This is a genomic window from Epilithonimonas sp., assembly GCF_032054305.1.
Classification (GTDB): domain Bacteria; phylum Bacteroidota; class Bacteroidia; order Flavobacteriales; family Weeksellaceae; genus Epilithonimonas.
This window is the reverse complement of sequence record NZ_DAMBSX010000003.1, coordinates 235327-250314: the sequence shown is the minus strand read 5'-3', so window position 1 is coordinate 250314 and position 14988 is coordinate 235327. Positions and strand designations below refer to the sequence as shown.

Sequence of the window (14988 nt, the reverse complement as noted above, 5' to 3'; positions counted from 1 at the left end):
TATCAATGCTCTATATAAAGATAAATAAAAAATAAAATAGCGACTCCGGAAGTACTATTCTTATACCCGACGTAGAGTTGTTGCTTTAGCTTATATGATTATGAATAAACGTCGGAACAAATGTATTCACTGTAATTACAGCTACTGTATTATGGAAGGAAGAACATCACAAAATAAGCAGCGTTATCAGTGTAATAAATGCAAAAAAAGTTCATTTAGAATCCAGTGATTTCTCTTCCAGCATAAATCAATACTTATGTAAATTATTGAGTGATTCTAAAACAACGCCTTTGCAACAGACACACCTAGATCAATATAACTTCCAGTAGACCAGTTGATGTCGAGAGGAACACCGGCGTCTTTCACTGTTTCTGTACTCACATCCTTACCCGTGCCGTAATTGATCTGTGCAAAAGGATTTTTATCAATATTAAGCACCAAAAGTAGCCTGCTGCCTTTTTGAAATTGTCTGCTAAAAACCCTGGACCTGTGAAATGGGATGGTTTCTAATTTCCCAGGCACCAGCAATTGACGCTTGCTCATGTCGTAAGCATAGCTTGCTCTTCCCAGAAAATAAGAAAGCTGAAAATATTCTCCTGCAGGTGTGATTTCGTATAATGTTAGGCCTATATCCATATCCTTTTTATTAATTATTGCCTTGAGTTCCCCCTGCAATCTACCAGAAATTGAAACTGCTTGCTTAAATGGTTTAGTTACAAAGAAAAGTCCGTTAATGGTATCAAGCTCCTTTTTGATAATGGGATCTGGATAATAATCGTTATAAAATGAAGTTCTATCTGCAAGGTCAATCCTTTGATGCATAAAAATCTCTTTCACAGGCGTGTGATCAGAAAGAACCTTTTTACCTCCGGGAATACTATCAAGGTAAAATCGGATGTGCTGGTCTTCCATTTTTTCCAATGTGGGAACATGCTTCCATTTATTTGCACCCATTACCTGAAAATTGATTTTATCTCTTAATAAGCTAGGTTTTTTTCCTCCTTTAAGTATATGATCAAGCCATTGAAAAGTAATTTCGCGGGTATTGATCAGCGCATCCGGATCTACCTGATAATCCCTCAATTTCGGCACGCCCCCTGTTTGTGCTCCAAAATGATCGTAAGGGCCTATGATCAGATAATGTTGGGCAGACGGATTGTATTTGTAATGCTCCCTCAGGTACTCGAGTGCAGAGACCTGTCCATCGTCGTAATAACCAGTGATGGTAAGCACAGGAATGTTAATATGCTTAAAGTCGTTTTTATAAGGCACCATCGATTGCCAGTAAGTATCATAATCGGGGTGGGAGAGCCATTTCTGCATCCAGGGGTTTGGAGTGCCGTCAATGCTATCAATCTTGTTGTAAGCTGCGCCACTTTCCCACCAGTTGTTCCGCATCCTGCGCCACCTCGCATTATCGTTATTCACAGTATCATCGGTATATTTATTATTCGTGACGTAAAATGCCCATTGATAATTGGCCGATAAAAAAATATTATTTTCCATAGGCAATCCCAGCCCCGGAATTGCAGCTACGTAAGGTACAATTGTTTTAAGGGCCGGATGCAGGTATTTGGTTGCAGCCCACTGTGCAAAACCAGAATAGCTTCCGCCATACATTCCCACACTGCCATTGCTCCAGGGTTGCTTTGTGATCCAATCAATAACCGCATTGACATCCTGTGCCTCATGTTCGTAAGGTTCAATCGGATCAGGGCTCAGACGTTTGCCTCTCGTATCTGCCACAATGCCTACATAGCCATGATCGGCAGCATATTTTGCTTCCATCAGACTCCTGTTGTTATTGGAATAAATAAAATAGAAAAGGGCAGTGGGCAGCTTTTCTTCCACGCCTTTTTTCCTGACCACAACAGCAGATAAGGTGATGCCATATTTGGTTTTGATCATTACACTATCATTAATAATATAATGATCCGTATCAGGCAAGGTTAATTTTTGTTGTGCAAAGATTTCGATGCTCATTATAAGGCACAGCAAAGCCATACCTAATTTTGTTAAGTTTATTTTCATTATTGAAAAATTTATTGGTTTATTTTTTAATGAGGTTCCTGAATTTTATGGCCTGCCGTTCTGATATCCTGATTTGGTCTCCCGTTTTAAGTACAACCAGTGTACCTTCAATATCTTTTTTAACCATAGTAATATAATCCAGATTAAACAAAATGCTTCTGCTTGCCCTAAAAAACCTTTGGCAATCGGGATTTTCTTCGAGTTTATTCAAGGATGTTTTAAGCAATACATGCTCCTTTCCGAAAAAGAGCCTGGCATAATTTTCAACCGACTCGATCATGTGTACCTCTTTCCATTTAATGAGTTGATATTTACCCCTGTCTTTAATAAAAACAGAAGGCTCATCCTCTCCGCTGATCTTTCCAATAGCCTTATCCATTGCATTTTTAAAGCGTTCTTCGCGCACAGGTTTCATCAGGTAATCCATTGCACTCACTTCAAAAGCCTTTAAGGCAAAACTGTCGAAAGCGGTCACAAAGATCACCTCAGGAATATGGTTTAATGTTTCTAATAGATCAAAGCCAGAACGTCCAGGCATTTGGATGTCTAAAAAGATCAGGTCAGGTTTTAACAACATTATAAGCTTTTCGGCTTCGTCTGCATTTGCCGCTTCACCTAATACCATTACCTTCGGATAACCTTTCAGCATCCTTATCAGTTCTTGTCTGGCCCCACGTTCATCATCAATAATTATTGCCCGTATTGTTTTCATCTGATCGGAATTTTAATTTCTGCACAAACTTTTTGCTGTGTTTCGGATAATCTAAAAGTGGCCAGCTGTTGATAACTGTGGTCGAGTCGGTCTTTCAAATTTCGTAACCCTATACCTTCAATTATTTTATTCTCCTCCAATTGACCTGGATTTAATACTCTGATAATTAAAAAACCGTCCTTTTCACCAATGAACAGATCGATCCTGCCACCATGTTTTTCTAATGCAACCCCATGTTTTACTGCATTTTCTACCAATGTCTGGATGCATAACCTTGGCACCATTAACCCTGATAAAGAAACATCAATATCAAGTTCGTATTCTAATCTTTCTTCCATCCTTAAACTTTCCAGCTCGAGATAATCACGCACAAGCGCGATTTCCTCCTTTAACTTGATAAACATGGAATCGCCCTTATAAAGTCCGCTTCTTAAAAGCTCACTTAACAAATCGATTGCCCTGCCTGCAGCATCGGGACTTGTATAAACTAATGATTTTATCGTGTTGAGTGCGTTGAATAAAAAATGAGGGTTTAGCTGAGCTGAAAGATTATCCAGCTGAGACTGTTTAAAGTTAAGTTCGAGTCTTGCGTTTTCCACTGATAAACGGATCTCTCTTTTCGCATAATGATAAAGGTGATAGGCCAAAATCCATATCGCCATTAATCGGAAGCCTGCTACCAAAATACTTAGGACATTTAAATTAAAGAAATCAACAAAGGATTGCGTTACAATCCCCATAAACCAGAGCCTAACGAGATAGAGTTTACCAATGGTTACCAGGGCGTAAAAAATACCCATCACCGGAATAGCGATCAACATCCGCCAAAGTAATTTATCAAGCGGAAAATCCTGCCAATGGTTTCTTGTTGCAAAATTGCGGTATAGATGCGTGATCAATATATACATCGCAACATCCAGTAAAAAATGAATTACTGCCAAATCCAACCGGAATCCATCGTGATACCAACCTTCAAAAGACCAATACAGCGCGGCTACTGACCAACCGATAAGCTGGCACTTCCAATAAAGAGATATATGTGCTTTCTTTTCCAAAAATATGTAACTTGAAACAAAGCAACGAAAACTAATTTTAAGAAAAAAGATAAAGTACAGGAGCGTGGTCTTTTGGGTGATGAGTGCGGGTTAGTCCAAGTGAGATTATGATAAATTATTGAATATTTTGATAATCAAAGATTTGTTTTTTACTGGGAAGCCTATGATTTCAGCAAATTACGACTCCTGAATGTATTGATCCTATAGCAGATGATCAAGAAATTTGATGTTAGTTGGATAGATAAAAATAAAGATGGTAAAATAGATGAGAATGAAAAGGATTCTATGAAGCCGTATACAGAAGTTACTGTTATAGGAAATAAGGCAATCATTTCCTTTCAAATAGAAGAGACTTTATCAAATTATTTCAATGAGTTTGATGAACTTGAACTATTTATGTCGGTTTCTTGCGATGATGAGACATTAGAATTGCCAGAGAATGAAATTGAATTTTTTGACGTGAAACCTTTATCAGAAGTTGTAAAAGAAATATACGTTAGATTATTACAATTACAAGGACGTTTGTTGAAAATTATACAAGCCCCGTCCAGATCAACTATTAAATCATAATAGTATAAAAACGCTTTAAAACGTATGTTTTTAAAGCGTTTTTTTGCTTTTAGAATGACTAAATAAAAACTCCGCTATTTGCGGAGTTTTTTTAATCTATTGTTTGATAATTTTTATAACACTTTCAGAATTGTTTATTCTTAATAGGTATATCCCCGTAGATAAATCGCTCATATCTGTTCGCCTATTGTTAAACTTACCCTCCTTTACAAGTTGACCGGACATATTATAGATCTGAAAATAATACTCTTTGTCATCTTGAGTGTCAAGATTGATGATATCTTTTACAGGATTAGGAAAAACTTTAAGCTTTTCTGCCATTTGCTCTACTTCGATCTTAGCAAAAACATTGGTTGCTTTTTGTAGTGCGTCTGGTGGAACAGGTATTGCATCGGGCTCATATCTTCCAATTTCTTTTCCGTTAGCATCATATTCTATTTTTGCACAACGACAAGACATTGCTGCTTGCGGCCTAAAGACATATGAAGGCGTTAAGAAATATAAGCTGGATTCACTTTGTGTGGCTGCTGAAACATCTGCATTGAAGAGCATTCCCAGAGAATTTCCGCTTCCGTGGTTGGCGGCGGTCCAAATCCCGGATTTCATAAAAGTAGGATTGGATCCTCCTTTTGTTGCATCTAATGTATTTCCTCCGTTGAATCCTCTGATACCATTATTGGGAAATAGTCCAATGTTATATCCAGGCTTATTAAGTACATATCCATATCTGAATGATCCATATCCGGAAGCATTTCCGAAAACGAAGCTGCCAGGATATTTTATTTTGTTAATATCGTACGGCTCATTGCTTACCATAGCATTAATATTGCCGGGATCCATTCCGTATGTATTATTTACAAATTTGGCATTATAAAACCATGGTGTGTTTCCTTTTGATATAAGGTTGCCTAAGACCGCACCCAAAGATAGGCTGTGGAGGTCTACAATTCTCCATCCTGCAGGACAAGGGTCATATGGAGATTTTTCCGTAGCATGTCCCCATCTTTCCTGCATATTTCCATTTTCATCAGATATCCAGTCTAATTTTGTAGCATCAGTTTGATATAGATAATTCAAAGGATTGTTTACAGAATATTTTAAGACTTTTTTCAATTTATCTATTTTTGAGTCAGATGCTGTTATATTGGAGCTGGCAGAGTATGTTGCAAAAGGCTGTGTATATGAGCTTAGATATTCTGCTTCGGTCATATTGGCTGTATATAAAGCTGCGGTCATAATGCCATTTGCTGGTGTTGCTGACTTTTGTCTGTATACAAAATAGTCATTAAAAGGTCTGCGATTACTGGCAAAATAATTATAAAAAATTCCAGGGTTATAGAAAACTGGCAGCGGGTCCTTTCTTCCCCATTGAAAGTGTAGACCACCACTGTCCCGTATCTGCTCCAATCTCGTGATAGCAGCAGGATTTCCATTTCCATAAGATCCTAAAGGACCAGTAAAGGTGGCATTGTCATAACCATAGAAATGTTCATTTATGAAACGTGATCTTGCTCCCAGATCTCTATCCATGAATGTCGTCTTCAAAGGGACTCCATAACCACTGGTGGTAGGATTCAAAAACTGACTGTTAGCTGATTTTATACCTCCATTATTAATAGTTTCTGGATCAACAGAGTAAGTTTCGATAACAGATTTTGGAGCCCAGATATGCCAGCTCCATACTACTGGATCATTATGTTTGTTGTTTGCCCAGGTTCCGCTTCCCACATGTAAAGCAACAACTGCATTGCCTATTTCGTTTTCTTTAAGAGTTACCTTTAATATTGCTGTATCAATAGAGCCGTCTATGATTTCCATCTTTTGAATCAAATTCGTATTGCTTGTCCAAACTACAGATGAGGATTTAGCGCTTTGCGCAGGAAAAGAAAAATCTGTACTCAAATGAAGTTTGTGCATTGCATATGCCTTTTTCAAAGGAATCTCAATAATTCTATCATTATCCTTATTGGTATCTATGATATTTCCATTTGGATTAGGAGTTGCCAAATTTGAATTGGTGTATTCTACATAGCTATTTGGCAATTTTGTCCAAGATTTTAATGTTTCAAGCGAATAAAGTTCAGTAGCAGAATCAATGTACTCTGTTTCAAATTCTTGTGAAGTATAGGCACTATTAGGGTCATATATACAACGCACGCCTGTACTAGGATAGCCATAGGCATTCTCTCTGAAACTATTCCATCCTATTAAAGTATGATAGCTCAACGGATCAGAGTATAATAATAAACCATTTGCACCATATGTTGGATAACGTTGTCCATCAACAACTTCTGTAGCAGTAGTGAATGTTGATGTGAATAAGCCTCCATCTGCGCTGGAATCTTGATATGCTAACTCTGGTGTTGCCCAACCCGTACCATTTCTTGTAGGGCTGGTAATGTTTGGGTATGCTTCATAATTCCCGTTGATAGGGAACTTGCCAAGATTCATATCTGGGACGGCTGCAAAATCGAACCCGAATTGGGGATATATTTTTATGTTTGGATAATCTGTATTTAAAGCATCTGGTAAAAACTCAGGATTTACCGAGCTTCCAGTATGTTTACCCCAAGGGCTGGATCTGTTTTCATTAGGTGCAGGTGTGCTGGAGTTCCTTCCTCCGGAAAAATACCTGGAAGGTACTCTCCAATTACATGGGCATGGGTCATATGGCGATTTTAGAGCATAGCGGCTACTTTGATCAGCTATGGTTGCATTTGGATCATCTATGTCAGAGTAATATCCTCCACGGGTATCTCCCCAAAGATCCCAAGCAACTATATTTTCACGATACGGGGGATTGTATACCTTATATTTATTTTTTGAAAACCAGGTGGTCATACTTATTGATATCCAGGAATCATTATCTTTTTGTTTTAAAAAGTCCTCACCATCATTCAATAAAGGTTGACCCTTCTTTGCTACATATACCGGAGTGGTGATGATGTTAATAGGATTCTTTATGGAAAACCTTATATTACCATTTGGTGTATCTGTACCTGTATTAAGCTGTGCAGAATATTTATTCCCTCTTATTCTTAAAAATTTAGACCTAAAGTCTGAATCGGTCGGTTTTAAGTTTACCTCTCCACTTATTCCGTAGAACCCAAGATCTTTATGTGAAAATGAAGGAAATGGGTCTTTTCTTCCCCATTGGTATTGTAATCCTGCGGATTTGTGCCAGTCATTCCCTACAAAGTCGACATTGGTGGCTCCAAGATTCCTGTCCATCCATTTCCAATCGGTCACTGTATTACCATCTTTGTCTTTTTCAAAACCATGATGATAAGTACTACCGTTGGTAGGATCATCAGTGACCCAAACGTGCCACGTCCAGTATACAACATTATCTACTCGATACGAAATTACTGCATTGCCTTCTTTGAGTTTATTAACAAGTACTTTTATTTTTGCATTTTCATCCGTTCCATCCAATACCACGGATTTTATTAATCCTACTTCGTCTTCCCAGTACAATCCTGCAGTCGTTATACCTGATGGGATTTGAGTATAATTTCCGCTATCATCTTTCATAAATTCTCCGCCATTTCTCCACATTTCGTAAGCTTTTTTTACGGGAATATATAATCCATCTACGTTATTTCCGTTTTTATCTTTTCCTGTGAAGATATAACTATTTGGAGCTCTGGTCCAGTCTTTTACGATTTCATCCGGCTGTGCCCCGGTATTGATTACAACACAATTGCTTGCACAATCTGTTGAATCATATGCTGTTGAGTTTCCAAAAACACCAACATATTTGATGAATTTTTTAACCTGAGCCTCTATCTCGGGCAAAGGTCTGGATGTTCCATTCCAACCTGCGGTTACTTGTCTGTTTCTGATAGCTCCAACTCCGTATAATGAAGCACTGGAAGTATTGCTTAAAAAGAAATTTTCAGATCCCGGACCTCTGTCTTTTTCATAAAGAGGAGGATAACCGTAATCATTCACTGTATTATAATTACTTAAAGCATCAATTGTTACATAACTACCATTGGCTTTATAGACTCTCAACCCGGTAACCTTGCTGATAACTATTACAACAGGTTCCTGATCTGTGATTACATCCGAGAGTTTATTGCTGATGTAGTTATAGAGATTGTAATATCTGTTCAGTAATGCATTGGGATTTTTAAAATCCAAATATCCTCTTCCCCAAGCTTCGCCTCCTTCTTCCGGTGGCATAAACCAATTACTGAAGTTGATGAAAAAGCCGGCACTTGAGAATTTACCAGCAAACATATAAACAGGATCATGGTAAGAATACTCAAAAGGGCTTGTGTCACTTCCTTGATAGATATATTTTTGAGAACTGGCGATCGTTTCAAGATTATTGGGATTTTCGATTTTTATTGCTGGTGAATTGATGTCAGTATTATCAATTGTACCGTTTCCTTGGATCGATAGGACAATATTATCCAGTTTTTTGTTTAGATGTTGAGAAGTTACCCTGTCTTTTACTCCGGCAACTGTTCCATTTGAATTCAATAGAACTGTTCCATTTTTCTTAGGAGTGAATAGTATCGTATATTCGTTTTCATCCAATTCGCAATTATTTGCGCTATAATCTGATTGTTTGTAATGACTTACTTGCTTTTGCCAAGTGATAGACTGCCAATTTGTAAGACTAGTATTGGAGCTTAGTTCAATCTTTATATTTCGCAAAACTAAGGTGGATGAGGGTAATTCAAAAGTAGCCGTAAGGTCCTGATTATATTGGATATTTGCAGTGAATGACTTACACCAGATTCCTGTCCAATTGCCTTGAGCGTCTTTGTACTTGATGGTGAGCTTTACATCACCTGCAGTAATTGGTTTTATGAATTTTCCTTTAATTACAACTGCACCGTTCTGGTTGATTGTCTGATTAACTTGAATGTTTGAATCTAGATCTATCGTATTTTGAGCATAAATGGGTATTTGCATTAGACTCAGAAATAGAAATAGAAATTTTAAAAAAGATTTTTTTTCCATTTTCATGTTTTTGTTGGTTGTACTTATGTGTTTTGTTCGTTCTTTTAAGCAAGATTTGTTACATTTTTCTAAATTATTTGTTGGTTAATTAAATAGGTTTGATATTATTTTGTAATTTGTTATTAAATTTTATGCAAATATTAATCTTATAGAATTATTTCACAATAAGTAAATAAAATATGACTACCCAAAACACACCTGATGATCTAAAAATTTGCCCTATGCAAAAGCTTTTAAAACTATTTTCTGGCAAATTAAAGCCCGAGATCTTTCTGCTTGCCACAAAATCCAATTTAAGGTTCAATAGCCTTTTACGCGAGATAGAAGGTTCAAATAAGCAATCATTATCAATTGCGTTAAAAGATTTAACAGAAGCCGAGCTACTGAAAAAAATAATTATCACCCAAAAGCCTTTACATATTGAATATCATCTCACAGAGAAAGGCAGATTGTTGATTCCTGTCTTTAATCAGTTGGAAGGATTATTTTAAACAGATTCCTTTGTTGATTATTTATTCTTGTCATTTTTTTTAATTAAAAATGACTGGAATGATAATTCGGTTATATGATGAAAGGGAAAAATTGATTGTGTAAATAGTTGTATATCAGTTTATTTCATGCTTAAGAAATAGGAGCTGCACAATTAATTGTTATGTAAAACAAGCAAATTGTTATTGATAATAGATACCAAGACGTGATAAACAATTATATTTGCATTCATTTTTAACAAAAAATTTATAAACAAATGAAAGAGCTAATCGAAAAGATCAACACAGAATTTGAAGCATTCTCAAAAGAAGCAGAGCAACAATCAGAAAAAGGAAACAAGGCTGCAGGGACAAGAGCTAGAAAATCGGCTTTGGAACTTGCAAAACTTTTTAAAGAATTCAGAAAGGTTTCTGTGGAAGAATCAAAAAAATAATACTTATTCCCAGAATAAGTATTGACAGACAAAAGCTCTTTAATTTATATTAAGGGGCTTTTTAATTATGTGAGGTTACGTATTTTGAATTATATTTAAACCCTAAAATACACAGATCAAATGAAAAAGAAATCACAACTCACCTCCCGGAGCAAAGAAATCACATCGCAATACTTTCGTTTTCTAGATCAGCATATAAATGATGTTGCTGATGGAAGGATTTTGGAGTTTATGGAGCTTAATCAGATCGCTTCGGAACTAGCAATTTCCCATCAACATTTAACAGATACTATAAAAAAAGAAACAGGGGAAAATCCTTGCCATTTTTATGATGAAAAAATAATTCTTAAGGCTAAAGAATTGTTGAAAAATAAAAATATTTCTATTGCAAAGGTTTCACTGTCATTGACTTATGACCCATCCAATTTTTCCAAATTTTTTAAAAAGTGGACAGGAATAACACCAGGCGAATTTAGAAAAAAGGTGTAATAATTCAGAAATTATTCTATCTTCCGAAAAGTTCACCATGTAAATATGATTTTCATTGTTGATTTTTGTAAGATCAACATTAAAAAATATTTAAGAATGTCAACACAAGATGTAAAAGGTAAAGTAGTTTTAATTGCCGGAGGTGGAAAAAACCTTGGAGGACTATTAAGTAAGGATTTTGCTGCGAAAGGGGCAAAATTGGCGATACATTATAACAGCGAAAGTTCTAGGGCGGAAAGTGAAAAAACTTTGGCAGAGGTTCAGGCTTTGGGAGCAGAAGCTTTTCTGTTTCAAGGTGACCTTACCAAGGTCGAGAACATCACCAGATTTTTTGATGAAACGATTGCTAAATTTGGAGGTATTGATATTGCCATCAATACTGTCGGAATGGTATTGAAAAAACCATTTAAAGATACTACTGAAGCTGAATATGATGTCATGTTCGGTGTTAATTCAAAATCGGCTTATTTCTTCTTGCAGGAAGCTGGTAAAAAATTGAATGATAATGGTAAGATCTGCACAATTGTAACATCGTTATTAGCTGCTTATACCGGTTTGTATTCTACTTATGCTGGTGCAAAGGCCCCTGTAGAGCATTTCACAAGAGCGGCTTCTAAAGAATTTGGAAGTAGAGGTATCTCTGTAACAGCAGTTGCACCTGGTCCTATGGATACCCCTTTCTTCTATGGTCAGGAAAGTGATGATGCTGTTGCTTATCACAAATCTGCATCTGCTTTAGGAGGTTTGACGGACATCAAGGATATTGCTCCATTAGTAGAATTCTTGGTAACAGAAGGGTGGTGGATCACTGGGCAAACGATTTTTGCTAATGGTGGTTACACTACTAGGTAGCAATTGATTTTTCAGAATTAATGTAGAATGGATAATTGTGATTTAATATTAAATTCGGTTATCCATTCTTTTTACTCTAAAGAACTACAATATGATACTTAAAATAATTAATTCTATATTGATTCTTGTTGCTCTCATTATGGGATTGAAACAAGGTTACGCTATGTTTTCGGGTAAAGCAGAAATGATGGAAATGTTCAGCAAATGGGGATTTTCCAAAACAGGATTGGCCATAAATGGAGCAATCACTATGATTGCTGCAATCATGCTGATTTTTCCAAAGACGTTTGTATGGGGTAATTTTATCATGGCTGCTGGGATCCTATTGATTATTTGCTTCCATTTGATAGATAAGGACTTGAAAGGAGTAATGATAGAGTTACCATTTTTACTCCTGAATCTGATAATCATCTATCTGCAGCATCCCTTCAAAGATGGTTTTTCATTATGAGAATTTTATACTTTATGCTGATAATAGGCTTGGCCACTTCGGCATGTGCACAAAAAGCTGAAAAAATAACTACAAATCAAAAACAACAAGTAATGGATTTTAACAAAATTACAAATGAGACTGTAAAAAAAGCTATCGAGGCTCTAGAGAATGGAGATAAAAGCTGGTATTCTTACTTTACAGAAAATCCTACAATGACCGATGATGGTAACAGGGTGGATTTCAAATCATTCTTTGCAAAAGCTTTGGGCGAGGAAAAGTTTCTAAGCATTGATAAAGTGGAGAATGATGGTAAGGACATCTATGGAAATTTCAAAGCTGGGAAATGGGGGATATTCAAGGTTTTCTTTAAGTTTCATCAAAATCCTGAAGGCAAATTTGACCGTTTGGATATTGGGCAATCCAATTGATTCTAAATATACGAATGATGAACATATCTCAATCCGTTTTCTAAAAATAATAAGAATGTTTTTACATAAACAAAATGGAAAATTCCGAATAAATGACGGATTAGCTTGATTATATATAATGGACAAAAAAGGATGCTTTTGTGATTGGATTTTTTCAGACGGATTTCATGCTAAGAGATTTTATGTTTTTTGTTTATAAAGCTTTTATTAAATTTACGAGTAAATTACAGATGAAAAAATGAACATATCAAGTCATTACAAGCTCCAGCATTTTATACCTTGGACACGTGTCAAGATTTACAAAATGCTTATTCTGAGTATTATTCCTACTCTTTTTTTTTATTTTTTAGATTGGAAATGGCTTGCTATTCCTTGGGTACCTGTTGCTTTGTTAGGAACTGCTACAGCTTTCATTTCAGGATTTAAAAATACACAGACCTATAACCGGACTTGGGAAGCTAGACAGATTTATGGTGCTATCATCAATAATAGCCGGGCTTTTGGTATTATGGTAAAAGATTTTATAAGGACGGATGATGGTAAAGAGTCTGCCAAGATTCATCAAGAGATCATCTATCGGCATTTTGCATGGCTCACTGCGCTGAGGTTTCAATTAAGAGAGGTCAAGAGTTGGGAAAATGTAAAAACTAAAAGTTATAATCGGGAATATCTAAAATATTATAAAGTTCCTGAGTGGGAAAGTATATTGGATGAAGAGCTGAAGACTTTTCTCAATGAGGAGGAAAGACAATACATACTTTCAACAAAAAATAAGGCTACACAGATCATAGCTATACAGTCTTCACAATTCAAAAAACTGAATGAAGAAGGTAAAATATCAGATTATAATTACGTGGCTTTAGAAAATCAATTGAAAGAACTGTATGATCAACAAGGGAAATGTGAGCGTATCAAAAATTTTCCTTATCCAAGACAGTTTTCAAGTATCAATCTTTATTTTACCAATGCCCTTTGTCTATTGTTGCCACTTGGTTTCATTGGTGAAATTTCGAAAATGACAGAAAAGTTTGGTGAGAATATCATTTGGCTTGTAGTTCCTTTCAGTGTATTGCTGGGATGGGTATTTCTGGTGTTAGAGCAAATAGGTGAGAGTACAGAAAATCCGTTTGAAGGAAGTGCTAATGATATTCCGATTACGCAGATCAGTCGCAATATAGAAATAGACCTGCGGGAAATGCTCGGAGAGAAAGAGTTACCTGTGGTAATACAACCAAATAATAATATTTTAATGTAAATAAAAAAACACAAGAAAAGTTATGAGTATAGAATCTGTTAGAAAATGGTATCCAAAAGCATTAACATCTATTGATACCGTGAATCGTCTTTTAGATACAATAGAAAAGCATTTAGGGCTAAAACCTCATCAACTCATGCATGCAGATAGTATGTGTTGCGATGATGTGAATGCCATACAATATCCGCCAAGAGCATATGAGATGCTGGGGCCTTTTCATTTAGGAGGTTTGGATGGTTTTCCTTTTGCAGGGATTACCGGGATGAATGCTTTTGCCCATCATGTCCCGGAGGACGGCGCGGTGATTATATTTTATGCGCCACATATCGGAATTACCAAAGATGGAAATATTGGTGAGATAAGCAGAGTAGGACAATCTGATAACTCGGCGTGCTGTGGAGCTGCGAAAGGTGCATTGGGAAAATTGGCAAATAATCAAATCATTGGGGGGAATATGACTTCCCTGGATTTCCAGATGAATACTATTGAGCAGATTTTTCTTCATCAGAAAGACCGAATCCTGAATGCGGAAAATCAAATATTCGAAGCTACTGAAGTAATGTACGAGGCGATTGATGATAGGATTGAAGTATTAGTCAAAGAAACCAACTATCCATGTAAGTATGTGATTCTGGTAGGAGCTGTTTTCATCAATGGTGATAAAGATATGGGGTCTTTCTGCCAGTATAAGAAATTCGAATATATTGACCTTGAAACAAAGGAGAGGAAAAGTCTGATGACAGACTATTATAAATAAAAAGTGGGCAATATAACTTGACCCACTTTTTATTTGCAGTTTTAGCATACGACTCTAAGCTGATCTATTAATATACGGCTGTTTTGTAATTAATGCTATTCCCAGCCAATAAGCAGGAGCTAATACAATGGCAGGGACCATAAATGGAAAATAAAATTCTAGTCCAACAAAATTGCATAAAAAGAAAAATACAATACCTAGTAAAGAGAAGATAGACAGTACAACAGCTTGCCTTCATATACTGTTATCATAAGGGTGATATTGTTTTCAGAGTAGATCTCTAACTTGGTGGTAAAAACAAGTTTGTTTTTCTGACAAACAAGCTTTCTTTATTTTTTCTAAAACCCATGTTGTACAGTGTCAGGTAGGTTTCTTCTTTTGTTTTGTAAATAAGTTCTTTAAAATTCATTTTGATGCTGTATCTGCGTTTTTTTGATGTGTACATGTATGGATATTAGTTTTTTTAGTGAATAAAGACTGTCTATATAATTATAGACAGCCTTTATT

Annotated in this window: 13 protein-coding genes; 9 read left to right on the top strand and 4 right to left on the bottom strand. The window is 36.1% G+C overall.

The annotated features are described in order from the left end of the window. Positions 1-276: 276 nt before the first annotated feature. Genes RTX21_RS07920 through RTX21_RS07910 form a run of 3 tightly spaced genes read right to left on the bottom strand, consistent with a single transcriptional unit; the run spans position 277 to position 3798 of the window. Positions 277-2004 carry a CocE/NonD family hydrolase gene (locus tag RTX21_RS07920; RefSeq protein ID WP_312767013.1) on the bottom strand — a complete coding sequence of 576 codons (1728 nt, stop codon included), beginning with the start codon at positions 2002-2004 and terminating at the stop codon, positions 277-279. 46 nt (positions 2005-2050) lie between these two features. Then, on the bottom strand, positions 2051-2743 hold the full coding sequence (locus tag RTX21_RS07915; RefSeq protein WP_312766691.1) for a response regulator transcription factor: 693 nt from the start codon (positions 2741-2743) through the stop codon (positions 2051-2053). Continuing rightward, positions 2740-3798: a histidine kinase gene (locus tag RTX21_RS07910; RefSeq protein ID WP_312766690.1), complete on the bottom strand. Its 1059-nt coding sequence runs from the start codon at positions 3796-3798 to the stop codon at positions 2740-2742. The genes RTX21_RS07915 and RTX21_RS07910 overlap by 4 nt, the downstream gene beginning before the upstream one ends. A 210-nt stretch (positions 3799-4008) precedes the next feature. Between RTX21_RS07910 and RTX21_RS07905 the strand changes: the two genes are divergently transcribed. Next, positions 4009-4368, top strand: a complete 360-nt coding sequence (locus RTX21_RS07905; RefSeq protein WP_312766689.1) for a hypothetical protein — start codon at positions 4009-4011, stop codon at positions 4366-4368. 96 nt (positions 4369-4464) lie between these two features. Here RTX21_RS07905 and RTX21_RS07900 read toward each other — a convergent pair whose 3' ends face one another. After that, positions 4465-9297, bottom strand: a complete 4833-nt coding sequence (locus tag RTX21_RS07900) for a T9SS type A sorting domain-containing protein (RefSeq protein ID WP_312766687.1) — start codon at positions 9295-9297, stop codon at positions 4465-4467. Between the two features lie 227 nt (positions 9298-9524). Here RTX21_RS07900 and RTX21_RS07895 point away from each other — a divergent pair, with 227 nt between their 5' ends. The 8 genes from RTX21_RS07895 (at position 9525) to RTX21_RS07860 (ending at position 14481) form a co-directional block, all read left to right on the top strand. After that, positions 9525-9836, top strand: a complete 312-nt coding sequence (locus RTX21_RS07895; protein WP_312766686.1) for a helix-turn-helix domain-containing protein — start codon at positions 9525-9527, stop codon at positions 9834-9836. Between the two features lie 254 nt (positions 9837-10090). Further along, positions 10091-10267 (top strand): histone H1, encoded by a 177-nt coding sequence (locus RTX21_RS07890; protein WP_312766685.1) that lies wholly within the window; start codon positions 10091-10093, stop codon positions 10265-10267. A gap of 120 nt (positions 10268-10387) precedes the next feature. Then, positions 10388-10756: an AraC family transcriptional regulator gene (locus RTX21_RS07885; protein ID WP_312766682.1), complete on the top strand. Its 369-nt coding sequence runs from the start codon at positions 10388-10390 to the stop codon at positions 10754-10756. A gap of 96 nt (positions 10757-10852) precedes the next feature. Continuing rightward, positions 10853-11608 (top strand): SDR family oxidoreductase, encoded by a 756-nt coding sequence (locus RTX21_RS07880; RefSeq protein WP_312766679.1) that lies wholly within the window; start codon positions 10853-10855, stop codon positions 11606-11608. A 91-nt stretch (positions 11609-11699) separates the two neighbouring features. Continuing rightward, on the top strand, positions 11700-12059 hold the full coding sequence (locus tag RTX21_RS07875; protein ID WP_312766677.1) for a DoxX family protein: 360 nt from the start codon (positions 11700-11702) through the stop codon (positions 12057-12059). Next, complete coding sequence (locus RTX21_RS07870; RefSeq protein ID WP_312766676.1) at positions 12056-12469, top strand: hypothetical protein; 414 nt, start codon at positions 12056-12058, stop codon at positions 12467-12469. Before RTX21_RS07875 ends, RTX21_RS07870 begins: the two co-directional genes overlap by 4 nt. Positions 12470-12707: 238 nt before the next feature. Then, entirely contained in the window at positions 12708-13724 is a 1017-nt protein-coding gene (locus RTX21_RS07865; RefSeq protein WP_312766674.1) for a bestrophin family ion channel, read from the top strand. A gap of 22 nt (positions 13725-13746) precedes the next feature. Then, positions 13747-14481, top strand: coding sequence for a hypothetical protein (locus RTX21_RS07860; RefSeq protein WP_312766672.1), 735 nt, complete (start codon positions 13747-13749; stop codon positions 14479-14481). The last annotated feature ends 507 nt before the right edge of the window (positions 14482-14988 follow it).